The following is a 25422-nucleotide window of genomic DNA, read 5'->3' as shown; positions in this document are numbered from 1 at the left end:
CATATCGTTTGAACATGTTAATGTGTTTAATAGCGAGAGCTTTAAGTTTATCTTCAATGATAACCCACACGTAGTTTCCTGCCTGCGTGAGAATGCAATGTTATTAAGTTAAGGATCATTGCCATTCAGCGGAATAATTTAATTTATAAAATATAAAAGGATGTTTTATTAATTATTTTGAAAACATCCTTTTATTCTATTTAGAATTTCTGCGAGGTACTATTGCCTAAATTCATTACGTAATTACCTGATTGCTGCATGAAATCTCCCATTACTTTAAGCGATTCATCTTCGATGAAATCAAAAGCATCCTGCTTGGTAATTTTATCGCCTTTCTTAATTGCCGGCAAACCTCTCAGGGCTCTTAACTCATTTTGTCTGGCAAGCGATTTTGCTTCCTGAGCTTCACGTTCGGCTTTAAGCTTGTTTTCATTTAAAGTAACCGAAACCTCAGCATCACGTTTCTTTAATTCTGCAATATCTTGTTTTAGATATTTAAAATCCAAAGAGTTTGCGATGCGCTGCTCGCTGTTTTTAATTAACCCTGCTTTAACAGCTGCTAAGTTAGCCACTGCTTTGAAATTAGAGCCAGGAATAACATCCCATGGCAAAGCTGATGGCTCAGTATCTTCTCCAATTTTATCCATTGGATACAATGAAGGGAAAACCACATCAGGTGTAACACCTTTATGCTGGGTACTGCTCCCTGCAACACGATAGAACTTGGCCATTGTTAAATTAATTTGCCCTAAATTTACATCGGCAGGATTTGCCGCATTTGGAGAAGTTCCTACTGTTCTATCTCTGGTAATCAGGCCAGCAACTTTTTGCAGCATGCTCGGGTTAACCAATTTATTTAAATCAATTGAAGATTGAACGGTACCCTTTCCATAACTCTGGCTGCCCATAATAATTCCTCTTCCATAATCCTGAATAGCGCCTGCAAAAATTTCAGATGCTGATGCACTTAAACGATCGATCATTACTCCAAAAGGGCCATCCCAGGCAACTCCTGCGTTTTCATCTTCATCAACCTCAATTTTTCCTCTTAAATCCTTTACCTGAACAACTGGTCCTTTATCAATAAATAAGCCTGTTAATGAAATTGCTTCTACCAGTGAACCACCACCGTTTCCACGTAAATCCATCACAATGGCATCAACCTTATCAATGTTTTTTAATGAATCTACAAGTTTCTTAACATCGCGGGTAGTGCTTTTATAATTTTTATCGCCAGCATTTGCTGCTTTAAAATCAGCGTAGAAAGCAGGCAATGATATGATGCCAATTTTGTAATCTTTGCCATTAGTGGTAATGGTTTTTACCTTTTTCTTGGCCGATTGATCTTCAAGAATGATTTTCTCTCTTACCAGTTCGATAATAACTGGTTTAGATGACATTTCCTGCCCAACAGGAATTACCTTTAAACGAACTTTTGTGCCTTTTGGCCCTTTAATTTTGGTAACCGTAACATCTAATCTCCAGCCTACAATATCAACAAATTCGCCATCTCCTTGTGCAACCGCTATAATTCTATCACCGGCACTTAATTGTTTGCCTTTAAATGCTGGACCGCCCGGAATAATTTCTGAAATTTTAACAACCTCGTTTTCCAATTGTAATCTTGCTCCTATTCCTTCAAACGAACGAGACATTTCTTCATTAAATTCTGTTGCTCTTGTAGGTACAAAATAATTTGTATGCGGATCAATAGATTCTGTAAATGCATCCATCAAAATCTGAAATACATCCTGATTATTGGTTTTTGATGTTTGTGACTGTAAATTTTGATAACGTTTAGTTAAGGTTTCTATATTTTTTTCTTCTGTGCTGCCCGCCAAACTCAAATTAATGAGCTCATACTTTACTCTTTTTTTCCAGGTTTCGTTTAAAGCAGTAGTAGAAACCGCCCATGGCATTTTTGTACGGTCATATACATAAGTATCGTTCTGATTGAAATCATACTTACTTTTAATTTGCGCCAGAGAATATTTAAAATATTCGTTTAGTCTTTTGGCATAAACATTATAGATATAGAAAGGAGCGCTTAAATCTCCATTTTTAAAATCATCATCAAGCGTATACCTGTATTTTTCAAATTCCTTAATATCAGAAGCAAGGAAATAATTTTTGCCCTGATCCAGTGATTTGATATACTTGTCCAAAATCAGTGAAGAAATAGAATCGTTGATCTGAATCTTTTTATAATTATAGCTCTCGATAAGATTTACTACTTCTTTAATAACAAGCCTTTGTTGCTCATCGGGCATAACATTGGTAATACCCTCTACAATTGGCTGAGGTTTTGGTGCGGCATGACAGGCAAGTACTGCAGCTGTAAAAATTACAAAAAATATTCTCTTCAACATCTCTTTAAACGATTTAAAATCCATTTTCAATTCTATATAGCCAATATGGTACCATTTTAACGAAAAAACAAAAAAGAGACAGCATTATTACTGTCTCTTGTTAAAATTTATCAAATCTAGCTAAAAGCAATTTATTTAACAATATTCTGTTTTAACGTAATTATGTGTTTTTTGTTTTGGATGAACAGCGGTAAGTTACTTTAAAATAGAATATTACAATGATATTATTTTAAAGACATGGCGTTTTCGGAATAATTATACAATATTAAAATTGCCTCGTTAAGATTTTTTTGGTAAAGTTTTGCTTGCTATCATTTCTCTGGCATCATTGATCTGACCTCTGTATTGAGAGGTTTTGATTGAATTTGCAAGCCACTCAGCGGTTTTTAAATCTCTTAAGGCTAAAGTAAAATCTTTCTTTTTGATTTTCACCTGTACAATTCCTAGTACAGATTCGATATAAGAATTATCACTTTTTAATTGTTTAGCCAAAATGCCTTGCTGGGTATAAAACCACATGGATTGCGTGTATTTGCTATTGGCCAGATAAACTTTACCCAATAAATTATAAGTGTTCATTAAGCCGCTTTTGCTGCCCATTTTTGAATAATTCTTCAATGCTACGTTCAAAAGAATTTGTTCAGCATCACTAAAGCGGCCCAGCTGGTAATGCATACTGCTCATTTTAATAATGGCCTGCCCATATTTATTAAAGTTTTTAGCTGCATTATATTCAAACGCTGCTTTACCAAATAAAGTTAAGGCATCATTGAAATCACCCTTTCGTTCAGAATCTTCAGCATCTTCAAAAAAAGAGTTTCCATCTTCCAAATCGAATTTAGAAACGGAAATAGTGATTGCACTACCACCGTTTGGTTCTTGAAAATCAGCTTTATCTATATTTTGAGCTTGTAGTTGTAATGCGGCAAAAAGGCTTACAAAAGCCAATACAAATTTGAACATGCAACAAAAATAATACTTTATCTTTAACTTTAGCTAAATACCTGTAAATTAACATCAAAAGCTGCCCAAACCATGTATGGGTGTGAATCGCAGTGATAAATTTCCCCTGAAGCGGAAATGCCAATCACTCCGGCGAAACCATCCAAAACTTTTAGCTCTGAAAAAGATTTATCACAAGCGTCTTTTAACGAAAATCCATCGGTAACACGGGTCACAATTTTGGCTGCTATGGCACCGCTCACAATATCTTCTCCCACACCTGTACAGGAGATAGCCGCATATTGGTTTGCATAGTTTCCGGCTACAGTTGCAGAATCGCTTACCCGGCAGGGGATTTCAAAGCCTTTACCGCCTGTAGAGGTAGCTACTGCCAGATTTCCATCAACATCAAGCGCTACACAGCCCACGGTTCCCTGATTATTATTTTGATTTAATTTAGCTTCATATTCCTGCTGTCGTTGTTTAGTAATGGGGTTGAAGTATTTGTGCCCATTTTTACGGGCGAAGTTTTGAGCACCTTCGCCACTTAAAACACGATCATCATAGGTTATCAGATCTTTCGCAATTCCGATTGGATTTTGAACATCCTCAACATTAATTACACCGCTAAATTTTTCGGTTTTTCCGTCCATTAATGAAGCACTAAGTCTTACTTTTCCATCGCTTTGAATTTGAGATCCGATGCCGGCATTAAATAGTTCATTATTCTCAAGCAATGAAACCGTGTAAACAACTGTTTCCAACGCGGTATGCGTTTTAAGGTATTCATGTCCAAGTGAAGCAATTTCAGAAAGTGCCTCCTGCTTGGCTTTTTTTGTCTCCTGATTGGTTGATGACTCACTAAAAAAGCCACCATGTATAATTAGTTTCATTTTGTTAGTATCAAGTATTGAGCATCAAGTATCAAGAACAGCATTAGAACTGAAAACTGATTTTATCCTATTGGAACAACTTTTGGATGATGAATAACCAGGCTATGGTTGGCTAAATCATAAACATCACCATCGCACATGACATGTACAACCATATTTTTGATCGAAACAGGTTGGCCCATTTCCACATCGGTTAAATTGGTGTCTGCCATTTGTCTTCCATCCACTAAAATAACCATACCAGACCCTATTGCTTCCATTGTGTGTCCGTCTGAAATAAAAAGACCGGTATCTTCACCTAAACCAATGCCTAAAATACCCGGATTACTTGCGGCCGCGTAAAGTAATCGACCGATTCTACCACGTTGAACAAAGTGTGTGTCAACAATAACATCATCAATAAAACCTAATCCACCTGTTATTTTAACTTCACCTTTAAGCAAAGCATCTTTACTGCTGCCCTGGTATATCATGTTTTTTGAACTTGCAGCAGCACCGGCAGATGTACCGGCAATCACTACAGCTTCATTTTTGTATTTCTCTAGAAGAATTTGATGAATCTTGGTTCCGCCAAAAATTGAAGAAAGACGCAGTTGATCTCCGCCAGTAAATATAATGACTTCCGCAGCTTTAATCCGCTCGCAGTTCTCTTCTGAATTAGCCTCTTCGCGGTTGGTAACGTTTAAAACGCCAACATTATGAACATCTAACTGTGCATAGGCTTTAATATACTCTTCACCAACTTTTTCTGGCATTAAGGAAGCTGTTGTGATAATTTCGAAACGGGATTCTGTATCTTTTATAGATTCCGTTGTAATTCTTTTTAAAATTCCACGTTCAAAAAAATTCATGTTTTCTGGCAGCCCAAATTGCGTTTCAGCAAAGCTGCCAGTGTTTATTGCTCCACCTATGATGATGAGTTTGCCTTTCGGAACCATTCTTTATGTGTTATTACTTTATCAAAAAACCCAAATATATCAGCTTAAGATAAAAAACACGACTTTTTTTGTCAATAATTACGTAATTATTAACAATCGTTGAAATAATTATTAATAAATTCTATTGTTCTTATCTAAAAAAACAAAACAAATGTTTCTTTAAATTGATTTAGCTATTTGTGACACTGATTTTCAAAATAAATGTATATTTTACAATCATCAATTTCATCCTTTAAAAATTGATTTAAAAAAGACCATCCCAGCCTTGGTTAATTTAAAAAAACGACAGAACATTACATGAAGATATCAAACATACAAGTATTAAGAGGGCCAAATATTTGGTCGATAAGTCGCAAGAAACTCATTCAAATGCGTTTGGATTTGGAAGAATTAGAACAAAGGCCAACCAATACAATTGAAGGATTTAGTGAACGTATTGAAAAATTACTGCCAAGCATGTTTACCCATCGTTGCTCAAAAGGTGTAGAAGGTGGCTTTTTTACACGGGTAAAAGAAGGTACGTGGATGGGACATGTAATTGAGCATATTGCCCTTGAAATCCAAACTATTGCCGGCATGGAAACAGGTTTTGGCAGAACAAGGCAAACCAAAACCGAAGGTATTTATAATGTAGTATTCAGTTACCTGGAAGAGAAAGTTGGCGTTTATGCCGCTGAGGCTGCGGTAAGAATTGCGCAGGCGCTAATTGATAATGAAGAATACGATTTGGAGCACGATATCCGCAGAATGAAAGAAATTCGTGAACTCGAAGCCCTCGGGCCAAGTACAGGCTCTATCGTTCAGGAAGCCGTTAGTAGAAACATTCCCTGGATCAGGTTGAATAAAAGTTCTTTGGTTCAGTTGGGATATGGTAAAAATCAGGTTCGTTTTAGGGCAACGATGACAGAAAAAACCAGCAGCATAGCGGTTGATATTGCCAGCAATAAAGAAGAAACAAAACGATTATTAACTGAAGCTGCAATACCTGTGGCATCTGGTGTAACCATTTCCAATCCTGATGATCTAGAAGCATCAGTTAAAAAAGTGGGCTTTCCATTGGTTTTTAAGCCTTTAGATGGCAATCATGGTAAAGGGGCAACCATAAATGTTAAAACAATGGAGGCTGCAAAAGCGGCTTTCGAATATGCTAAAACATACTCCCGCAGAGTGATTATCGAAAAATTTATTACCGGATATGATTTTCGCGTTCTGGTAATTGATCATAAAGTGGTGGCTGCTGCACAACGTGATCCGGCGCACGTTAAGGGAAATGGCATACATACTATCCAGGAGTTAATTGATAAAGAGAATGAAGATCCCCGCCGTGGCTATGGGCATGAAAATGTGTTAACAGAAATTGCTGTTGATCGTGATACGCTGGATTTGCTTGCGAAGAAAGAATACACTCTGGACACCGTACCTGAAAAAGGCGAAATTATTTATTTAAAATCGACCGCCAATTTAAGCACCGGAGGAACATCAATTGATGTTACCGATATTGTACACCCACAAAATATTTTTATTTGTGAAAGAATTTCACGGGTAATTGGACTTGATATTTGTGGGATTGATATTATGGCACAAAACCTCACACAACCACTTACAGAAAACGGAGGTGTTGTTTTAGAAGTAAATGCTGCTCCGGGTTTTAGAATGCATTTGGCTCCGAGTGAAGGTTTGCCGCGAAACGTAGCTGCATCTGTTATTGACATGCTTTATCCGCAGGGAAAATTATCTCAAATTCCAATTATTGCGGTAACCGGAACAAATGGAAAAACAACAACAACGCGTTTAATCGCACATATTATTAGAAGTAATGGTAAACGTGTGGGATATACAACCAGCGATGGGGTGTATGTTCATAACACCATGTTGATGAAAGGTGATACCACCGGGCCGGTAAGTGCTGAGTTTATTTTGAAAGACCCTACTGTAGAGTTTGCTGTTTTAGAAACAGCCCGTGGTGGAATTCTTAGAGCAGGGCTTGGCTTTGGTGCATGCGATATCGGTGTGGTAACCAATATCCAGGAAGATCATTTAGGCATTTCTGATATACATAACCTTGATGATTTAACCAGAGTTAAAGCCGTGGTTATCGGCGCAGTTCGCAGAAAAGGCTGGGCAGTTCTGAATGCCGATAATGGTTATTGTGTAAAAATTGCCCGGGATGCACGCTGTAATGTGGCTTACTTTAGTATGGATGAAAATAATCCGGTAATTAAAGAGCATTGCCGTAAAGGTGGCATCGCTGCTATTTACGAAAATGGATTTATCACGATTAAAACAGGCGATTGGAAATTGAGAGTTGATAAAGCCACCCACATTCCGTTAACCTTTGGAGGCGCTGTAAATTTCATGATCCAAAATGTTTTAGCAGCAACATTAGCAGCTTATTTATGGGGTTATAAGCCAGAGGACATCCGTTTATCTTTAGAAACTTTTATCCCTTCGGCAGCACACACGCCTGGAAGAATGAATGTTTTCAGATTTAAAGACTTTAAAGTGTTGGTAGATTTTGCGCATAATCCGGATGGATTTAACGGTGTAAAAGCTTATTTGCAAAGTGTGGAATCAACTGAACATGTTGGAATAATTTCCGGAACAGGGGATAGAAGAGATGAAGATATCATTGAAACAGCGAGAATCGCAGCGCAAATGTTCAATAAAATTTATATCTGTCAGGAGAAATATTTGCGTGGCAGAGAGCAACAAGAACTGGTCGATCTACTGGTAAAGGGAATTAAAGAAATAGATCCTGACAAAGAAATCATCATCAATAATAACAGCAGTGAATGTTTACAGGATGCAATAAATCATGCTAAAAAAGGCTCTTACCTTACTATTTTGAGCAATACGATTGATAATACGATTCAACGTGTTACAGAACACCTGGATAAAGAGTTAGAATCGTAATTCAGTTCACCCATAGATAAGAACTGTTTGTAAATAAAAAGCGGTTGACCAAAAGGTTAACCGCTTCTCTTTCGACTAAAGCTAACTTACGCTTGAGCGTCGCGTAATCTTTTAATTTCGTCATGAGATATTCTTAATGATGCTTTCTGATCAGAAATGAGCTCTCTTATATGTGATGGAAGGCTTTCTTCTTCAAGCGCCATTTTATATGCATTTTGTGCTGCATCTTCTCCAAACTCACAATTATTTAATACTGTTTGACGATCGTTACCTGTAAACAAAGCTTTAACATCCATCCAGGCTCTGTAAATTTTGCCCGAATTTGTGGTTCCAGTTTCAATGTCTTCTCCCAGTGCAGAAACTTCTGTAGCCAAAGCCATTTTATATTTCTGACTTTCCTCAATCATATTTAAGAATAAAGATCTTAGATCAGCATCACCGTCTTTTAATTCTTTGCGGGCCTTTTCATAACCTTCAATACGGTCGTTGTTAATTTGAACGAGGTCATTCAATACCTCTGCTGTTTCTGTTGTAGTTTTCATGTTTTTTATAGATTTTGATGTTTAGTAGTTCAACATAAGCAACAACAAAAGGTTTGTCATTTTTTTAAAAAAGGAATTCCTTCGGGTAATGGTAAATGAAGTTATCCTTTTGTAGCCCGACACAATAAAACGTTGTTTAGTTAGTCGCATTTTTTTTACGCAGAAATAGAACGATTTATCTGAATTTTTGATTTTATAAATGCAGATTGCAAACTTTCAATTTCATCAAATATTGTTAAAAATATGAGCGTTTTTTTTCAGACTCCACCAGATGGTGGCACTGTTTATACTGAAACCAATTTAAACAATCTATTTCCTGAGCCTTTAAACGCCATTACAAGTGGCGTATTTTTAGTTATTGCTATTTACTGGACTTTTAAGGTATGGGGCAAATTTAAACAACATACATTTTTGAGTATTGCCTTGGTGTTACTTTATATTGGGGGCATTGGAGGAACAACTTATCATACTTTTAGGCGCTGGCCTATCTTTATCATGATGGATTGGATGCCAATTATGTTACTTTGTCTCTCTGCCGGTGTTTATTTTCTGGCGAAATTAACAAAATGGTATTTTGCTGTTTTTATAGTGGTGATTTATGCTTTCTTTCAGTTTTACATCAGGCAACTTTTTTCTAACGGCGATTTCCAGATTTTCATCAACATTAATTATGCTTTTATGGCTGCCCTGGTACTGTTCCCTTTGTTTGGTTATTTGCTCAAAACCAACTGGAAAAATGGAAAGTGGGTTGGTTTTGCGCTTATGGCTTTTATTTTTGCTTTAACATTTCGCATAGCCGATAAGTGGGAGATATTACAAGTTGGTACACATTTCTTATGGCATACTTTTGGAGCAGTAGCTGCATTCTGTATGCTTAATTATATTTACCTGGATCATTCTAAAAGACCTATCTCCTTGTTCGGTGGCGCACCCAAAACAACTTGATGAATTAAAAAATGATTATGGTAAAAATATAAGAGCGCCACAGATTCGCAGATTTTCTTTGACTATGCTCAAGATGAAAATCTGCGAATCTGTGGCTTATATATTTCATCGTCTCTGACAGAAATGTGCCCCTATCGGTTGTGTCACACCAACCGAAATTAACGATCCATGCCCAATGTGATTTATTCGATTGAGATGTTCCGATCGGCTCGGTGCATTAATGACTAAGGATAATATCTTTATGCTCCAATTACCCCAGTTGGTCAACCGATAAAAAGAGCGCCACAGATTCGCAGGTTTCTTCGACTATGCTCAAGATGAAAAATCTGCGAATCTGTGGCTTATATATTTCATCGTCTCTGACAGAAATGTGACCCTACCGGTTGTGTCACACCAACCGAAATTAACGATCCATGCCCATGTGATTTATTCGATTGTAAATGTTCCGATTGGCTTGGTGCATTAACGACTAAGGAATGTCTTTATACTCCAATTACCCCCATCGGTTGGTCAACCGATAAAAAAGAGAGCCACAGATTCGCAGATTTCTTCGACTATGCTCAAGATGAAAAATCTGCGAATCCGTGGCTTATTTATTTCATCGTCTCTGACAGAAATGTGACCCTACCGGTTGTGTCACACCAACCGAAATTAACGATCCATGCCCAATGTGATTTATTCGATTGAAATGTTCCGATTGGCTCGGTGCATTAATGACTAAGGATAATATCTTTATGCTCCAATTACCCGGTTGGTCAACCGATAAAAAAGAGCGCCACAGATTCGCAGATTTCTTCGACTATGCTCAAGATGAAAAATCTGCGAATCTGTGGCTTATATATTTCATCGTCTCTGACAGAAATGTGACCCTATAGGTGTCAAATAACGCCCACTAATCACCGTAATCCTATTGTTTCAATTTCGGAATCCTTGTTGGTGTATCGGTTCCATTAACAATTGAAGTTGCACTTTTCGCAATTGCTTTAATTGTCGACAATATATTCTCCACATCCAGGGTGCTGTATTCATCTTTTACGGTGTGATAAAATTTATCTACATCAATTTGATCTGTACTAATAGTATGGGCAGGTACGCCCAACGCCGCCAAAGTTGCGTTATCGCTTCTGTAGAACAGGTTCTCTTTGATATAGGGATCAGGATGGAAAGTAAATTCTGTTCCTGCTAAATTTTTTTGTAGAATTTTTCCAAAATCTGATTTATCAAAACCTGTAATAAAAGCACTATTCTTTCCGAATTTAGAATCCTTACCGATCATTTCGATATTAAACATGGCCACAACATCATCAGGGTTTAATTTTTCAGAAAAATACTTAGCGCCGAAACCACCGATTTCTTCAGCGGTAAAAGCCACAAAAATTAAGGTGCGTTCATTGTTTTTCTGCGCCTTATAGTATTTAGCCAACGCAATCATTGCTGTAGTTCCCGATGCATCATCATCGGCTCCGTTGGCAATGCTGTCACCATCAACAGCTTTAACCACACCTAAATGATCATAATGACCCGAAAAAACAACCAGTTCTTTCGCTTTTGATTTTCCCGGAATTATCCCCGCCACGTTGAACAATGGCATTTTTGAAACCTTACTCTTTAAATCAACATTGAAATCTTCTGCAACATCAGTGCCCAGTACAAAAAACTGAACTGCTGATGCACCGGCATCCATGCTTTTTTCATCCAGAGTTGCTGGTTTATCAAAGTAAGTTTTATAACGCTTAAAATTCTCTGTAAACTTCGCATCAACCAATACCAGCTGATTTTTACCCGCCGACAACATTGTTCTAAACTGATTGACGAAAGGTTGATCGGGATCGAGTTTTACAACGCTGGTATTTGATTTATTTAAACTGATATTTTCAGCATTTACGCCTGATAAAATCAGGTTATCTGCAGAAATTTCTTTTCCATCAATTTTAATGGATTTACTCAAATTGGCCACCTGATATTTATAAAACGTTTGGCGAAACCCTTTCTCTCCGGTTAGTGGTTGCAATCCGATTTTCTTAAATTCTGATTCAATAAAAGTAGCAGCCTTATCAATGCCAGGCGAAAATGTGGCGCGTCCCTGCATTTCATCGGCACTTAAAGTTTTAATTAAATGATCGGTGTATTCTCTTGTGATAATTTTATCAATATTTTGGGCGTTGACCTGTAAACCAGTTATCCCAACAAGCGCTGCGAGCAATATTTTTTTCATCCGTATAAATTTGTTTTTAATTGTGATGAAGCTATCAGATTTATTCATACCACTGTGTAGTTTGAAAAATCATGATGGTTTCATGTTCTAATTATTAGTTCTTATTTAGTTTTTATCTGTGAGTTTAACCAATTATCTCTAAAAGTTTGCATGGCCTGGGTTAAAGTACCGCCTGTTTTTTCTATGGATATGATTTCCAAAACCGGGTTTTCTGCCAAAGTTAATTTGGTTGATTTTTGCAGGCCACGATAAAGATAGGTAATGGCAATCACATCGCCAGGTTTATGTGCATTTATAACCTTCTCAACACCCGCTAAATCGTTCACTTCCTGCCAATCAATGGTAAGCAACACATCTCCAACATCTAAACCGGCTTGATAAGCTGGCGTTCCCTGCAACGTTTGCGGTAAGGTTACTTTTCCATCTGAAACACTCATGTTCCCAAAGCCTGTATAAGCCTGGCCAGGATTCGCTTTGCGCAAAACCAAACCTGCATTTAACAGGAGTTTGGCATAATCGTTTTTTTCTGTTCCGTAAATATACTTTTTAAAAAAATCTTTAGCGAAAGATGGATTTTTAGTCAGTTCACCCAAAGTTTTTTCCAAATCTGAAACGACATAAGGAATTTCAGGCTTACCATAAGTTTTCCAAAGCGCCCGCATATAATCATCAAGCGTAAGCTTAAATTCCGAACGCAAACGAAGATCAAGGGCTAAAGCTGTAGCTGCACCATAAGTATAATAGGAAAGAAAGATATTGCCTTTATTGGTTTGATCAATCGCTACACCGGCATCTGCAAAAACAGCATACCGACTTGCTTCAATTGGCGAAAAATTCTTTGCTCCGGGTGAGTTTAATACCGCGTTTACCATTCCGTTAAATGCCTGAAGCGAGTTATCAACCGTTTTTAAACCTGCTCTGGTTAACAACAGGCCTCCATAATATTGGGTAAATCCTTCTGCCAGCCATAATTCATCACTGATATTGGAGTGTTCGAAATTGAAAGGCTCTAAAGTTTTTGGTCTCAAACGTTCTACATTCCAGCTGTGAAAATATTCATGAGAAAAGGTGCCCAGCAAGTTGGATTCATAACCTTCTATTTTTGGTGTACGCTGAACAATTGATGTAGAGTTTCTATGTTCCATTCCATCGCCTGCATTGGAGGGGTAAACATCTTCCAGAAAGTAATAATTTCCGTAATCATAAGCCGGAAATTCTCCCCACACCGCAAAATGTTCGTCAACCATTTTCTTTAGCATTTCTGCATAGTGATCAATAGCTTTTTGGGTATCATTTGAATGTGCAATTAAATGAATGGTTTGTGCTTTTCCATCACTATTTTTAACCTCCCAACTTGAAGTCTTATAATCTGCAATTTCAATAGGACTATCCATAAAATATTGCAGGTTCGAGGCATAATAAGTGTTATTTCCCATTGGTTTTAGCTGTGTAGCCACCTTCCAGTTCTGCTGATCAGCATACCTGAACTGAACTAAACGCGGCCGGGCATCCATCCCTACCGGAAAAGCAAATGTAGCCGGAATATTCATGTGTGCATGAGTTTCATCAAAACCCGCATAAGTTCCATCAATCCAATTCCCGAATAAGGTATAGGTTACTTTGACCACATTCCCATGCGATGATATTTCATAAACATCGCCTGCAGACGGTTTAATGACCAATGATTTTCCGCTGGCATCAAAAGCCTTTAAATTATACACATTTTTGCCAAATTCATGTGTAGCATAACGCCCAGGCGATGATCTGCTCATCCTCACTTTTAAATTGCCAGCAGGTACATTTGGAATTTCCATTGCAATTTCAGCCTCATGATGGATGGCATTTGGAAATGAAACCACATAACGAATTTCATTTTGTGCAAAAGCAGATAGCGACAACATGCTGATTAAAGCAACACTTAGAATTTTCTTCATAAAAAAGATTTGATGGGCTCAATTTAGTGAAAAAGAGAACAAAGAAATGTAAAATGTAAGAGGGAAAATGAGAGATGGAAATGGCACCAACGCAAGGCTAAATTATCCACCTACATTTCCCATATTACAGCTAATCTTTATCCCAATCGTATTTTTCCAGATCGCGGTAAGCCTGGCCTTTTATAATTTCCTTTCGCTTGGATGATTCAGCATCTACCCTGGTTTCATGAATATTATCGGCTACTTCAAAATGAAAATCTTTATCTTTTTTAGATTGATAAATGGAAACTTCATCAACATCAGCGGTGGCATAGTCATAAGGTCCGCGGGCGCTCATCAGTTTTACAAAAACAGGCAAACACTCGAAGAAAATGAACAGCAGGCCAATAAAAGTAACAGCAATAGCGGTATTGTTATCACGAGAGCCATCAACATTGAACTTCAGCTGGCCTAAAGCCCAGTTTCGGTCTGCAAATCCTGCAATATCCGATAAACTATCCAGTTGTTTTTTGGTGTAAAGTTTCTCTGTAAACAAACCATCGAAATCTTTCCGCTTATCTATAAAAGATTCTGATTTATTGATATTCGCTTTTAAAGTGTCAAGTTCAGCCTCTCGCTGCTTTATTTCAGCCTCTTTTCGTTTGGCGTACGGACCATAGCCCATTACGCCTGATGTTTCAGCAGTTTTATTTCCAAAGATTTCGAAATTCAGCTTTTGCCTGTCTGCCTTGATTCCTTTTTCCAACGAATCCCGTGTGGCTTTTTGCTGATTTAAACGCCCAAATTCTACCTGATACTTATTCTCGAAGGCTTTGTTTAAGGTGTCAATTTTTGACCGTTGACCATTCAGATAGCTTACTTTCAGGCGTTCTTTGATTTCTTTATCAAAAATCTTCAGTTCAATAGGTCTGGAGATAACCATGCCGATCATGATGGCAAGGAGAATACGGGGCGTGGCTTGCAGGAGTTGTTTATTGGTGCTTGCGCTTTTATTGATACTGGCCACAATATATCTATCCATGTTAAAAATGGCAGCACCCCATAAAAAGCCAAAAACAATGGCGAAAATCACAGCTAAATCATCGCCTTTAAAAACAAAATACATTGCATAACCACCAGATAGGGCGGCAAAGAGGCCTGTAAAGAAAATTGTGGCACCAATGCCTGTATATTTATTTTGTTCTGTTGGATACTTTTCCAGTGTTGGGATGTGAGCACCAGAGCAAAACCAAAAGAAACGGTTTAGTTTGTCCATTTATAAAACTTTATATTTAAACGCTTAAGGGTTTGATATGTTACAGATTTTTGAGAAAATATATGCTTCTTTTTTGCTGGTGCAGGCAAAACCGATTTTCCTATATTTCCGTTATAAAAAATAAATTCTCAATGATGGAGGAGAGACCGGTAAATTGCTTTTATATACCAATCATTTATATTGCATATAAAAGGCAATTTATCTAAGTTTGCATAAACACAGATAACAACATGAAAGAAATATCAGTACAGGAACTAAAAGAGAAAATTGATAATAATGAAGATTTTCAATTGATTGATGTTCGCGAAACATTCGAATACGAGGTTTCAAACCTTGAAGGAGAAAACATTCCATTGGGTGGAATTTTAATTGAGGCTGATAAAGTTGCTAAAGATAAACCTGTAATTATTCAATGCCGTAGCGGAAAAAGAAGTGCTGCTGCTGTAATGCAATTAGAGGCTCAGTATGGCTTCGATAATCTTTATAACTTAAAAGGTGGGATTTTAGCCTGGCAAGAAGCTTATGATCCAAATATGCCGGTTTACTAATAAATGAGAGAATGAATGAGTTTTAAATGAGTGAATGTTAAGGCGTAATATTCATTTAAAATTCATTCACTCATGCAATAATTATTTTTACGCTCACGTTATTCTATCATTCACTCATTCAATTATTACACCGTGGGTAAAAAATTCGCTTTAAATATCTTTTACAATCTTGCCATTATTTTGTCTATTTGTGGAATAGTTTGGTGTTATAACAACCATAAGCCTCTTCCTGGCGGATTTCTGGTAGGTGTTGCTGCTTGCCTGGTTTATTTCAAATATCAGCTCATGAAAGATATCCGGAAAACCTTTAAAGAAAAAGATCAGAAGTAACGCCTTCCAAACCTAAACCTGATCGTTTTTTCAAAATATATTTTCCATCTTCAAAAACCGGATCGGCAAAAGGATTATTCTTGGTTAACCACGGTCCATCTAAATCTGCCCAGTTGCAAAGCGGTGCCAAAGCAGCCGCAGCTAAGGTTGCACAACTGGTTTCACTCATGCAGCCAATTAATACTTTCATCCCGAAAGAACGGGCTTTCAAAATCATTTGATGGCCTTCATACATTCCGCAGCTTTTCATCAGTTTTACATTAATGCCGTGATATGCACCTTTCAGCTTGTCCATATCTGCCAAACGCTGTACAGCCTCATCAGCCAGCAGAGGAACCGGACTCCGTTCTGTTAGCCACGCATTGCCATCCAAATCCATTTTATCCATTGGTTGCTCAATCAAAACCACACCTTGATTATGCAGCCAATAAATTAAATCAATCGCTTTGATTCTATCGCTCCAGCCTTGATTTGCATCTACATATAACGGAACATCGGTCATACTACGAATGGTTTCAATGATTTCCTGATCGTTATCTCTTCCCAGCTTCACTTTGATCACCTTAAATTTTTCAGCATCTTTCAGTTTTTCACGGATCACTTCAGGGGTATCAATGCCGATGGTGTAAGAAGTTACCGGCATCAGCGCTGGATCAGCACCATAAATTTCATAACACGGTTTGTTTAGCATCTTTCCCTGAATATCATTTAAAGCAATATCAATGGCGGCTTTTATGGCAGGCTGCCCTGGAGCAAGGCGATCTAAATAAGCAATGATTTCCTGAAAGTTGAACGGATATTGAATCTTGCTCCAATCTACCAGACTTAAAAAAGCATTGGCGCTTTCGTAACTTTCACCCATATACGGAACCATCGATGCCTCTCCATATCCAATAAAATCTTCATATTGGATTTTTAAAAGCATCAGTGGCGTGCTGGTGCGGGTAAACTTCGATATTGAAAAAGGGTGTTTTAATTCTAATTCAAATTGCTTGCAACTTATTTTCATTGTTAATCGTCTTACTTCTAAATCAGTCATCTGATGAATGAACCGTGATGGCTATATTCATTCGGTCACTTTTAATTCTCGCTTTACAAATCTAGTCATCGAATGAATAAAAACATTTGGCTATATTCATCCGGTGACTACTAAATGCGCTTTGTTATGAAAAACATTTCAAGATTACGGTATTTTATTTATTTATCCTTAATAATTATTGGAGGATGTACCACAGGGAAAAATGCCTTGCAAAAAGGCGATTATGATGCTTCAGTTGCAAAAGCAGTAAGCAGATTACAGAACTCGCCCAAAAACAGCGAAGCCATGCAGGTTTTAAAAACAGCTTATGATTTGGCATTACAAGATCATTTAAGGAAAATCAATGAGGCTAAAATGTCGAACAATTTATTCAGATGGGAATCGATTATGTATGATTACCAGAAAATCAATCAATTGGCTGATGATATTAACAGTTGTCCGGCTTGTTTGGCTTTGGTTCCCAATCCATCAAAATATATAAAAGAAGTTGCAGAGAGCAAGCTGAATGCCGCTGCAGCCAGGTATGAATCAGGAATGGGCTATCTGAATTCAAACAATCGCCTATCCGCTAAAAAAGCTTATTATGAATTCGAAAAAGTGCAGAATTTACAGCCTAACTATAAGGATGTAAAAGCGAAAATGGAAGATGCTTATTGGGCAGCAGTAACCAAAGTGGTGGTTCAACCGATCATGTTAAACAGAAGTCCTTATAAATTGAGCGCTGATTATTTTCAGCAACAAATCGATCAGTTCATCAGCAGTTATGCCAGAAACAAGTTTGTGATTTTTTATGGCGAGGAGCAGGCAACTAAGCAGAAAATTGTTCCTGATCAGGTTTTAAGCTTAAATTTTGATGATTTTGTGGTTGGACAAACTTACGTGAAAGAGCGGGTTGAAAAGCTGAAACGTGATAGCGTTATCGTTGGCGAAACCCGCGATCGTAAACCTGTTTACGGAACTGTTAAGGCTACTTTAAGCATTTTTGAGAAAAACATCTCATCATCTGGTTTATTGGACATGAGCATTATGGATTGGCAAAGCAAAAAGATCGTTCGCCAGCAAAAATTTCCCGGCACCTATGTTTGGAGAGATAGCTGGGCTAGCTTTAACGGCGATGAAAGGGCACTGGATAAAAATCAGTTGGCCATGACAAGAAGAAAAGAGGTGTTGCCTCCACCTCCGGATGCTTTATTTTTAGAATTTACCAAACCTATTTATACCCAGCTGGTAGATAACATCAGTTATTTTTATAATAATTATTAAGAGCATCTCTCGCAGATTAAAGCAAGAACTGTCTTTAACGTCATTGCGAGGCACGAAGCAATCTGTTTTGCATAAAAGATTGCTTCGTGCCTCTCAATGACGATCATTTTAATAAACACATGCTGTTGTAATCCCAACGTTAAAATAAAACATCGTTAACAAGCTGTAAAAATATAATACCTAATATTGCAGCAATGAACACTGGCTTATACAATCCTTTCAAAAACTTCGATTTTTTATATAAAAAATGCTTTCTAAGCGGCAATACATTTAACTCTCCTGTAGTACAGGTTCCGTTAATTCCCAAATGGCTACTGGAGCAGGCTGGCTTAACCGGAGAAGAGCAGATCCAGTTTTTAGATGAAAGCATTCGCTCTTACAACACCCTGGTTATCCCTGTAAATAGTGAAATCAATGAACAATTTTTAAATCCGTTAGAAGAAAAAATTGAAACCGCTTTTGCAAAGGGTCATGATGCCGTTGCCGCATTACCTGAACTGGAACTATTCAATTGGATTGGAAAATTCCTGTATGGTTTCGTATATATTGAAATGAATGCTGCATTACGAAAAGAGATGACTGCTGATGGCCTGAACATGTCGCAATCATTAATGATGAAATTTGCGAACCTGAATTTCATGATGCAGAATTTATATACCAGCATTGAATTTGAAGATTTTACGCCATGGTCCATCACTGTTGTAAAACTCGAAAACAAAGAAACACCATTCAGTTTTCGGGATGAGATTAATACGCTTACGTTCTCTTTAAAAATGAAAGATTTTGGCTTTATTGCCTGTTTACAGGATAATGGAACCAATAAACGTTATCATCAGGAAATCCTGAACGAGATAAAAGACAAAGCTTTAACCGCTGAGCAGTTTGAAGAATTAACAGCTCGTTTCTACTATTCTGCTTATCTTTTTAACCGCTTACCGGAATATACCTTTATGCCGGTAGAAGGCACAACCTACATAGAAGCCATGCCGCTTCGCGGGAACATGAGCAAGCCATTGTTTGATGTTTGGCAGCACAAAATTTATGCTCAGGTGTTAGAAAATTTCTGGAAACCCTGGGGTTATGTCAAGTTTGAGATTATCAAAGATCCGGACCGCCCGATGAGTTTCTTTGAAAAACCATGTTTACCTGCCGCCGGTTAAAATCGAAATAAAATGCGGAATAATTCCAGGAACGAAAATTACAGTAAAAATCAATCCTGTTAGCGCACCAAAAAAGTGGGCATCATGATTGATATTGTCTCTTGAATTTTTAGAAGCATACGCACAATAGATCAGATATAAACCACCAAATGCAACTGCAGGGATGCCAATAGGAATAAACATGATGTAAAGTTTTGACATCGGCTTAAAAAGAATATAACTAAAAAGCACCGCACTAATCGCTCCAGAAGCACCCAAACTATTATAGTGGAAATCGTTCTTATGCCTGAACAACGTGGGCAGATCGCTTAATATCAGGGCTAAAAAATACAACAGCCCAAACTGCCAGCTTCCCATTAATTGCTCTAAAGTAAAGGCAAAAGCATAAAAGGTAAACATGTTAAAGAACAGGTGCATCCAATCGGCATGGATTAAGCCACTTGTAATCAAGGTATACACATTCTGACCTTTTGCTACACTAAATGGATGCAACATGAACTTGCCGTAAATGCTATGATCGTAAAAGGCATAAAGACTGGTTACTACTGTGAAAACGAAGATGATAGATGCTACAGGAGCGGTATTTAAGTATTCCATTTTGTTATTTTAGATCGAGCTTTACATCTGTTACCAAACGGGCCACCGGATATCGGTTATGGGTTTTCTCGTAATAATCAGAATTTTTATAGACAAAATCAAGTTGAGCGGCACCATTCTTTGCAAAGTCTGCATCTGCAGCCTTTTTAGCCGCCAATTTATTTTTTAATTCTGGATTATTCTTTAACAACTCTGCAGCGGTATCTTCAAAAATATAAGCAGAATAATGTTCTTTCATATCTAAAATAGAATCGAAAAAATTCCAGTTGAAATAAGAATCAGTAGCTTGTGGCTCTAAAGTCTCTACAATGAATCGATTTGTTTTTTGATTCACGTAAACCACAGCATCCCCGGCATAATACTGCAAAGTATGATGAACCGGGCTTATCTTAACCGCCGAATGCAGGTAATGCCCTTCGTATGGTTTTGCGGAAGTTTTAAAATCAGTTATATAATAGCTTTCCACAGGAACCTTCACATCGGATTTCAATTCATCAACCCGAACGTTGTTAAGCTTAAGTAAGTCAATTATCCTATCCCATGCTTTTGGAATAATATAAGCAACGGGTTTTTGAACCGATGTGGCAGGTTCATAGTTATTCCACTCTTTAATGGTTTTGGTAAAAGGCTTGCTCCTGTCATAAAACAACCGGTCAGCACCGCTAACCTCGCTCGCTTTATGACCAGATTCGTATCCTTTAAAAGATAAATCATTCGCCAACGTTTTATTTAGTTTCCACTCTAACAGAAATTCTTTTTGAGCAGCTACAAACTCATCGGCTTTGCGCTTATTTTCGCCAATGATTTTAGCATCCCGTTGTACCACATTTATGTAGGTTTGCAATAATTTATAAGTTGCATCTACCCTTAAATCGTATGATTTTAACATGTGCGTTTCGGGCATAAAGCCAATGGTGTTGTGCAGCGCAACATAACCTGTTGAGTAACGTGGAGATTCAATAAAACCAGCTATCCCTGTTTCCGGTATTTCGCCAAATGAATTGACATAAGGAATCATAGGATATCCTTTTTTCTCCATTTCTGTATATAAATCTGGCACCAGGGTTTTAGTTAAATAGGCTGACAAAATACTGTTTAACTTATCTTTTTGCGTTGGGATAAGTGTCATCACGTACTGATAATCGGCACCGTTGCTGGTGTGTGTGTCTACAAAAACCTCTGGTTGCCAGCTGTTAAAAATCAATTGAAACGCAGCTGAATTTTTTGAATCGGTTTTAATGAAGTCACGGTTCAAATCCAGATTTTTGCTGTTACCACGAAAACCATAAGCAATTGGTCCGTTTTGATTTGCCCTTGATGTTGAAGTCCGGTTGAAGCTACCATCGATATTATATACCGGAATGATGCAAATGACCACATCTTTCGGAAGTTGATCGGTTTTCAGTAAATCCCGCGCAAGCATCATTGAAGCATCAATTCCTTCGGGTTCTCCCGGATGAATACCGTTGTTGATGAGTAAAATTCTTTTATTATTTTTTCTGATCGCAATCGGATCAAAAACCCTGTCCCTTGATAAAACCAAAAGATGAAGTGGCTTTCCAAAATCGGTACTGCCATAAGTAAATAACTTGGCCTGAGGGTAGGTTTTTGCTATGTTTTCGTAGTAAGAAATTGCCTCATTATAAGTGGTTGTTTTATTTTTACCACTACTCTCGAAGGGTGTTTTTTGTGCCATTGTCTGAAAGGTTAAGAATAGAAAACAAAAAACATAGAAATTTCTCATGTACACCAAGTTTAAATAAGAAGACGATTTATGATTTAAAAAAACTTACGGTATGCTCTTATTCCTCCGAAAAAGTATTTCACACCAATGCTGTAAACATTAAAAGTATCAGGATTGTAGTTTTTAAATTTTGTAGATGGGTCATTATAGCCATCTAAACCCTCGCCAAAGGTAAAGTTACTTTGCGCATTGAAGTTGATTACATAACGAACATATCCGTAGCCATCATTAATATAATAATTAAAACCCAAATTAATCGGCACCAGTAAGTTTAAGCTTTTATCTTTCCCCGGAAAAGGCCCATAACCAGGATCAATAGTAGCCCAACTCGGCTTATAGCGAACAATATCGGTTATATTATTATTGATCACACCTATGCCAACACCTGCATAAAGCCCTTTTAATGCATCTAATACAGGCTTTCTCTCATATTGAACAAATTCACCCAGGTAAAGTTTAAGGTTGGCAGTAGCGCTGGTATATTTATTTACAAATTGTCTGTTATGAGGGTCAGTAACAATATCTCCGCCCTGAACCATTCCGTATTGTGCCTCAATTCCTCCTGTTATAAAAGGCGTAAAATGAAAATTAATTTCACCATAAGTGGTATAACCCCAATTCCCTTCCACAACATCCGTTTTAGAAAAATTAGCTCCGCCACCCAGCGCCCAAGACCATTCAAAATAATTTGATTGTGCAAATGAAAATGTAACCAGAAACGAGAATAAAACAGTTAGGGATGCAGTTTTAAGAAGGCTAAAAGTCATATCGTTTTTTTACAAAAATAATATGTTTATTGAAAATCTATAATTTTTACCTTTGAATTATGAGTAAGTATACCAACTTTAACAAGTCTTTAGCGCACAGATTTATAAAATATGCTAAAATAGATACACAATCTGATCCGAATTCCAATAGCTGTCCATCAACTGAGAAGCAAAAGAATTTAGGAAAAGAATTGGTTCGGGAATTGCTGGAAATGGGCATTTCTGATGCAGAAATGGACATAAACGGTTATGTTTATGGAACAATTCCTTCAACAACGGATAAAAATATACCCGTAATCTTTTTCTGCTCGCACATGGACACCTCTCCGGATTGCAGTGGCGAAAATGTGAAACCGATTATTCATGACAATTATCAAGGACAGGATTTAATTTTGCCGGATGATCACAATATTGTGCTGAAAATGTCTGATCACGCAGACTTAAAACACCAAATTGGTAACGATATTATCACGGCAAGCGGAACCACTTTATTGGGTGCAGACAACAAAGCCGGACTTGCAGAAATTATGGAAGCTGCTGATTTTCTGATGAAAAACCCTGAGGTAAAGCACGGTACCATAAAAATTCTTTTTACCCCTGATGAGGAAATTGGACGAGGCGTGGATCGGGTTGATCTTAAAAAGTTAGGTGCTGATTTTGGCTATACCGTAGATGGCGAAACATTAGGTTCCATTGAAGATGAAACCTTTTCTGCAGATGGAGCAACTTTAATCATCAATGGAGTGAGTACACATCCGGGGTTTGCCAAAGGTAAAATGGAAAGTGCAATTAAAATACTTTCTGATGTGATCAGCGCTTTGCCAAAGGATAAATTAACACCGGAAATGACTGACCAAAAAGAAGGTTTTATTCATCCCGTAAGTATTACAGGCCAAGTGGAACAAGCTGAAGCACAATTTATCATCAGAGATTTTACAGATGAAAAATTAGCTGATCATGGTAAATTTTTGGAAGAAACCGTTAAAAGCATCATGAAAAAATATCCGGGTTCTAGCTATTCGTTAAAAATCAATGCACAATACCGAAACATGAAACAAGTATTGGATCGGCATCCAAAAATTGTTCAGTATGGCATTGAAGCCATTGAAAGAGCCGGAGTAGTGGCCAAACAACAAAGTATTCGTGGAGGAACAGATGGTTCAAGACTATCATACATGGGATTACCATGTCCTAATATTTTTGCGGGTGAACATGCTTTTCACAGTAAACAAGAGTGGGTAAGCGTGCAGGATATGGAGAAAGCGGTTCAAACCATTATTAACATCGCCTGCATCTGGGAAGAGAAAGGATAGCGCAGTCAGGAGTCTTAACTGACTCTTGATTTCTGAAAAGAGTCAACCCGTACCTGAAACAAAAAGATTAACTGAAAATCCTTGCAGAGGCAACCAATCAAATTTAATGAAAATTGTTTCTAAAGCCCCGTTAATTTATTACTTTTAATGTGTAATGATAACCCTCGAAAACGATTATTTAAAAGCCAGCCTGACTGCCAAAGGAGCAGAACTTCAAAGCTTATACAGTAAAGAAACGCAAATAGAATATTTATGGAATGGTGATCCTGAATATTGGGCAAAACATAGTCCGGTACTCTTTCCAATTGTTGGTTCTTTAAAAAATGAAAGCTTTAATTATCAGGGAGAAAACTATAAATTACCACGGCACGGATTTGCCCGTGATCATGTTTTCAGTTTTGAAAAAGTTAATGAAACAGAAGTTGTTTTTACTTTAACACAAAGTGATGAAACCTTAAAAGTTTATCCGTTTTATTTTGAATTAAAACTGAAGTATAAGCTCATAGATCGTAAGTTAAATTTAACATACGAAGTAATTAATACGGGTAATGATGAAATGTTATTTTCTATAGGCGCTCACCCTGCATTCGCTGTTCCCAATACGCCTAATACTGCTTACGAAGATTATTATCTTGCCTTCAATACGGATGACAAGCTAACTTATTGGACATTGGATGACGGCTTAGTGGCAAACGAAACCAAGATAATCGAGCTTGACGGACACAAACTCAACCTCAACCACGATTTGTTCTATAATGATGCTTTGGTTTTCAAAACCTTACAAAGCAATTGCATCAGCTTGTTGAATGATAAAAATGATTATGGTTTGCACTTTCATTTTGAAGATTTTCCATTTTTCGGGATTTGGGCCGCTGTAGATGCTCCGTTTGTTTGCCTCGAACCCTGGTGCGGTGTTGCGGATGGTGTAAACCACGACCAGAACTTAGCACATAAGGAAGGAATCATCACACTGAATCCAGGCAATAATTGGGAACGTTTTTGGGAAGTGGAATGTTTTTAAGACACCTGAAAACACCTAAGTTTTTCCACATCTGCCTCAGGTTTTCTAAGGTGTCTCAGGTGGTAAAAAACAAAAAACTGTTAACCATGCAAAAACGACAGCAAGTTCCAAAACCTCTCCCTGTGAACGGCAATGGTTTCTGTTAGGACAATGAAATCCCTCTCCTTGAAGAGAGGGAACAAAGCTTACCTGAAAGCCAACACTTTAAACTTTAAGGGATGACTTTCACAAAGGGTTAAAACCACAACCTGGCAACTCCCTCTCTTCAAGGAGAGGGACAGTACCAAAATGAGTTCCACTACTGCCATTGATAGGGAGAGGTAAAAAGCACCTAAGTTTTTCCACATCTGCCTCAGGTTTTCTAAGGTGTCTCAGGTGGTAAAAAACAAAAAACTGTTAACCATGTAAGAACGACGGCAAGTTCCAAAACCTCTCCCTGTGAACGGCAATGGTTTCTGTTAGGACAATGAAATCCCTCTCCTTGAAGAGAGGGAACAAAGCTTACCTGAAAGCCAACACTTTAAACTTTAAGGGATGACTTTCACAAAGGGTTAAAACCACAACCTGGCAACTCCCTCTCTTCAAGGAGAGGGACAGTACCAAAATGAGTTCCACTACTGCCATTGATAGGGAGAGGTAAAAAACACCTAAGTTTTTCCACATCTGCTTCAGGTCTTCTAAGGTGTCTCAGGTG

The 25422-nt window shown here is 37.6% G+C and carries 20 protein-coding genes; 8 read left to right on the top strand and 12 right to left on the bottom strand.

The genetic code is table 11. From position 1 onward, the window contains the following. Positions 1 to 200 precede the first annotated feature (200 nt). The 4 genes from DU508_RS22155 to DU508_RS22140 all read right to left on the bottom strand — a co-directional run bounded on the left by DU508_RS22155 (position 201) and on the right by DU508_RS22140 (position 5142). Positions 201 to 2369 (bottom strand): carboxy terminal-processing peptidase, encoded by a 2169-nt coding sequence (locus DU508_RS22155; protein WP_233509704.1) that lies wholly within the window; start codon positions 2367 to 2369, stop codon positions 201 to 203. Between the two features lie 279 nt (positions 2370 to 2648). Then, positions 2649 to 3332, bottom strand: a complete 684-nt coding sequence (locus tag DU508_RS22150) for a hypothetical protein (protein WP_115404849.1) — start codon at positions 3330 to 3332, stop codon at positions 2649 to 2651. A gap of 29 nt (positions 3333 to 3361) precedes the next feature. Then, positions 3362 to 4204 carry an isoaspartyl peptidase/L-asparaginase gene (locus DU508_RS22145; protein WP_115404848.1) on the bottom strand — a complete coding sequence of 281 codons (843 nt, stop codon included), beginning with the start codon at positions 4202 to 4204 and terminating at the stop codon, positions 3362 to 3364. Positions 4205 to 4266: 62 nt separating this feature from the next. Next, a complete protein-coding gene (locus DU508_RS22140; protein ID WP_115404847.1) occupies positions 4267 to 5142 on the bottom strand; it encodes a cyanophycinase in 876 nt (291 codons plus the stop codon). 297 nt (positions 5143 to 5439) lie between these two features. Here DU508_RS22140 and cphA point away from each other — a divergent pair, with 297 nt between their 5' ends. Further along, positions 5440 to 8055: a cyanophycin synthetase gene (gene cphA, locus DU508_RS22135; protein WP_115404846.1), complete on the top strand. Its 2616-nt coding sequence runs from the start codon at positions 5440 to 5442 to the stop codon at positions 8053 to 8055. 86 nt (positions 8056 to 8141) lie between these two features. Here cphA and DU508_RS22130 read toward each other — a convergent pair whose 3' ends face one another. Then, on the bottom strand, positions 8142 to 8597 hold the full coding sequence (locus DU508_RS22130; protein WP_115404845.1) for a ferritin-like domain-containing protein: 456 nt from the start codon (positions 8595 to 8597) through the stop codon (positions 8142 to 8144). A 243-nt stretch (positions 8598 to 8840) separates the two neighbouring features. Here DU508_RS22130 and DU508_RS22125 point away from each other — a divergent pair, with 243 nt between their 5' ends. Beyond that, entirely contained in the window at positions 8841 to 9542 is a 702-nt protein-coding gene (locus tag DU508_RS22125) for a hypothetical protein (RefSeq protein ID WP_115404844.1), read from the top strand. 907 nt (positions 9543 to 10449) lie between these two features. On the opposite strand, the gene DU508_RS22120 is transcribed toward DU508_RS22125, so the two are convergent. The 3 genes from DU508_RS22120 to DU508_RS22110 all read right to left on the bottom strand — a co-directional run bounded on the left by DU508_RS22120 (position 10450) and on the right by DU508_RS22110 (position 14946). Next, positions 10450 to 11757: a M20/M25/M40 family metallo-hydrolase gene (locus DU508_RS22120; protein ID WP_115404877.1), complete on the bottom strand. Its 1308-nt coding sequence runs from the start codon at positions 11755 to 11757 to the stop codon at positions 10450 to 10452. A gap of 101 nt (positions 11758 to 11858) precedes the next feature. Beyond that, positions 11859 to 13691 carry a M61 family metallopeptidase gene (locus tag DU508_RS22115; protein ID WP_115404843.1) on the bottom strand — a complete coding sequence of 611 codons (1833 nt, stop codon included), beginning with the start codon at positions 13689 to 13691 and terminating at the stop codon, positions 11859 to 11861. Between the two features lie 130 nt (positions 13692 to 13821). Then, positions 13822 to 14946, bottom strand: a complete 1125-nt coding sequence (locus DU508_RS22110; RefSeq protein ID WP_115404842.1) for a DUF4407 domain-containing protein — start codon at positions 14944 to 14946, stop codon at positions 13822 to 13824. Positions 14947 to 15176: 230 nt separating this feature from the next. Between DU508_RS22110 and DU508_RS22105 the strand changes: the two genes are divergently transcribed. Both DU508_RS22105 and DU508_RS24170 read left to right on the top strand, forming a co-directional pair. Beyond that, complete coding sequence (locus DU508_RS22105; RefSeq protein WP_115404841.1) at positions 15177 to 15494, top strand: rhodanese-like domain-containing protein; 318 nt, start codon at positions 15177 to 15179, stop codon at positions 15492 to 15494. Between the two features lie 132 nt (positions 15495 to 15626). Then, the gene (locus tag DU508_RS24170; RefSeq protein WP_115404840.1) at positions 15627 to 15824 is read left to right on the top strand and encodes a DUF6358 family protein; all 198 of its coding nucleotides are present in this window, start codon (positions 15627 to 15629) and stop codon (positions 15822 to 15824) included. Here DU508_RS24170 and DU508_RS22095 read toward each other — a convergent pair. Continuing rightward, the gene (locus DU508_RS22095) at positions 15802 to 16833 is read right to left on the bottom strand and encodes a dipeptide epimerase (RefSeq protein ID WP_115404839.1); all 1032 of its coding nucleotides are present in this window, start codon (positions 16831 to 16833) and stop codon (positions 15802 to 15804) included. The genes DU508_RS24170 and DU508_RS22095 overlap by 23 nt on opposite strands. Positions 16834 to 16989: 156 nt before the next feature. Here DU508_RS22095 and DU508_RS22090 point away from each other — a divergent pair, with 156 nt between their 5' ends. Further along, positions 16990 to 18126, top strand: a complete 1137-nt coding sequence (locus tag DU508_RS22090; protein ID WP_115404876.1) for a hypothetical protein — start codon at positions 16990 to 16992, stop codon at positions 18124 to 18126. Between the two features lie 194 nt (positions 18127 to 18320). After that, positions 18321 to 19286 carry a hypothetical protein gene (locus DU508_RS22085; protein ID WP_199562766.1) on the top strand — a complete coding sequence of 322 codons (966 nt, stop codon included), beginning with the start codon at positions 18321 to 18323 and terminating at the stop codon, positions 19284 to 19286. Here DU508_RS22085 and DU508_RS22080 read toward each other — a convergent pair. The 3 genes from DU508_RS22080 to DU508_RS22070 all read right to left on the bottom strand — a co-directional run bounded on the left by DU508_RS22080 (position 19269) and on the right by DU508_RS22070 (position 22394). Next, positions 19269 to 19883 carry a rhomboid family intramembrane serine protease gene (locus DU508_RS22080; protein ID WP_115404837.1) on the bottom strand — a complete coding sequence of 205 codons (615 nt, stop codon included), beginning with the start codon at positions 19881 to 19883 and terminating at the stop codon, positions 19269 to 19271. The genes DU508_RS22085 and DU508_RS22080 overlap by 18 nt on opposite strands. Positions 19884 to 19887: 4 nt before the next feature. Continuing rightward, a complete protein-coding gene (locus DU508_RS22075) occupies positions 19888 to 21579 on the bottom strand; it encodes a M14 family metallopeptidase (protein WP_115404836.1) in 1692 nt (563 codons plus the stop codon). Positions 21580 to 21662: 83 nt separating this feature from the next. Then, entirely contained in the window at positions 21663 to 22394 is a 732-nt protein-coding gene (locus tag DU508_RS22070) for a hypothetical protein (protein WP_115404835.1), read from the bottom strand. 59 nt (positions 22395 to 22453) lie between these two features. On the opposite strand from DU508_RS22070, the gene pepT reads away from it, so the two are divergent. Next, positions 22454 to 23707, top strand: coding sequence for a peptidase T (gene pepT, locus DU508_RS22065; RefSeq protein WP_115404834.1), 1254 nt, complete (start codon positions 22454 to 22456; stop codon positions 23705 to 23707). Positions 23708 to 23861: 154 nt separating this feature from the next. After that, positions 23862 to 24728: an aldose 1-epimerase family protein gene (locus DU508_RS22060; RefSeq protein ID WP_115404833.1), complete on the top strand. Its 867-nt coding sequence runs from the start codon at positions 23862 to 23864 to the stop codon at positions 24726 to 24728. Positions 24729 to 25422: the final 694 nt, after the last annotated feature.

The organism is Pedobacter chinensis, from assembly GCF_003339865.1.
Classification (GTDB): Bacteria; Bacteroidota; Bacteroidia; order Sphingobacteriales; family Sphingobacteriaceae; genus Pedobacter; species Pedobacter chinensis.
The sequence above is the reverse complement of the archived record's forward strand: the minus strand, read 5'-3'. Positions and strand labels throughout refer to the sequence as shown.

Excerpts from the sequence above, each read along its gene's own strand:
- DU508_RS22155 (WP_233509704.1), bottom strand. The coding sequence starts at position 2,369 with ATGTTGAAGAGAATATTTTTTGTAATTTTTACAGCTGCAGTACTTGCC.
- DU508_RS22150 (WP_115404849.1), bottom strand. The coding sequence starts at position 3,332 with ATGTTCAAATTTGTATTGGCTTTTGTAAGCCTTTTTGCCGCATTACAA.
- DU508_RS22145 (WP_115404848.1), bottom strand. The coding sequence starts at position 4,204 with ATGAAACTAATTATACATGGTGGCTTTTTTAGTGAGTCATCAACCAAT.
- DU508_RS22140 (WP_115404847.1), bottom strand. The coding sequence starts at position 5,142 with ATGGTTCCGAAAGGCAAACTCATCATCATAGGTGGAGCAATAAACACT.
- cphA (WP_115404846.1), top strand. The coding sequence starts at position 5,440 with ATGAAGATATCAAACATACAAGTATTAAGAGGGCCAAATATTTGGTCG.
- DU508_RS22130 (WP_115404845.1), bottom strand. The coding sequence starts at position 8,597 with ATGAAAACTACAACAGAAACAGCAGAGGTATTGAATGACCTCGTTCAA.
- DU508_RS22125 (WP_115404844.1), top strand. The coding sequence starts at position 8,841 with ATGAGCGTTTTTTTTCAGACTCCACCAGATGGTGGCACTGTTTATACT.
- DU508_RS22120 (WP_115404877.1), bottom strand. The coding sequence starts at position 11,757 with ATGAAAAAAATATTGCTCGCAGCGCTTGTTGGGATAACTGGTTTACAG.
- DU508_RS22115 (WP_115404843.1), bottom strand. The coding sequence starts at position 13,691 with ATGAAGAAAATTCTAAGTGTTGCTTTAATCAGCATGTTGTCGCTATCT.
- DU508_RS22110 (WP_115404842.1), bottom strand. The coding sequence starts at position 14,946 with ATGGACAAACTAAACCGTTTCTTTTGGTTTTGCTCTGGTGCTCACATC.
- DU508_RS22105 (WP_115404841.1), top strand. The coding sequence starts at position 15,177 with ATGAAAGAAATATCAGTACAGGAACTAAAAGAGAAAATTGATAATAAT.
- DU508_RS22095 (WP_115404839.1), bottom strand. The coding sequence starts at position 16,833 with ATGAAAATAAGTTGCAAGCAATTTGAATTAGAATTAAAACACCCTTTT.
- DU508_RS22090 (WP_115404876.1), top strand. The coding sequence starts at position 16,990 with ATGAAAAACATTTCAAGATTACGGTATTTTATTTATTTATCCTTAATA.
- DU508_RS22085 (WP_199562766.1), top strand. The coding sequence starts at position 18,321 with ATGAACACTGGCTTATACAATCCTTTCAAAAACTTCGATTTTTTATAT.
- DU508_RS22080 (WP_115404837.1), bottom strand. The coding sequence starts at position 19,883 with ATGGAATACTTAAATACCGCTCCTGTAGCATCTATCATCTTCGTTTTC.
- DU508_RS22075 (WP_115404836.1), bottom strand. The coding sequence starts at position 21,579 with ATGGCACAAAAAACACCCTTCGAGAGTAGTGGTAAAAATAAAACAACC.
- DU508_RS22070 (WP_115404835.1), bottom strand. The coding sequence starts at position 22,394 with ATGACTTTTAGCCTTCTTAAAACTGCATCCCTAACTGTTTTATTCTCG.
- pepT (WP_115404834.1), top strand. The coding sequence starts at position 22,454 with ATGAGTAAGTATACCAACTTTAACAAGTCTTTAGCGCACAGATTTATA.
- DU508_RS22060 (WP_115404833.1), top strand. The coding sequence starts at position 23,862 with ATGATAACCCTCGAAAACGATTATTTAAAAGCCAGCCTGACTGCCAAA.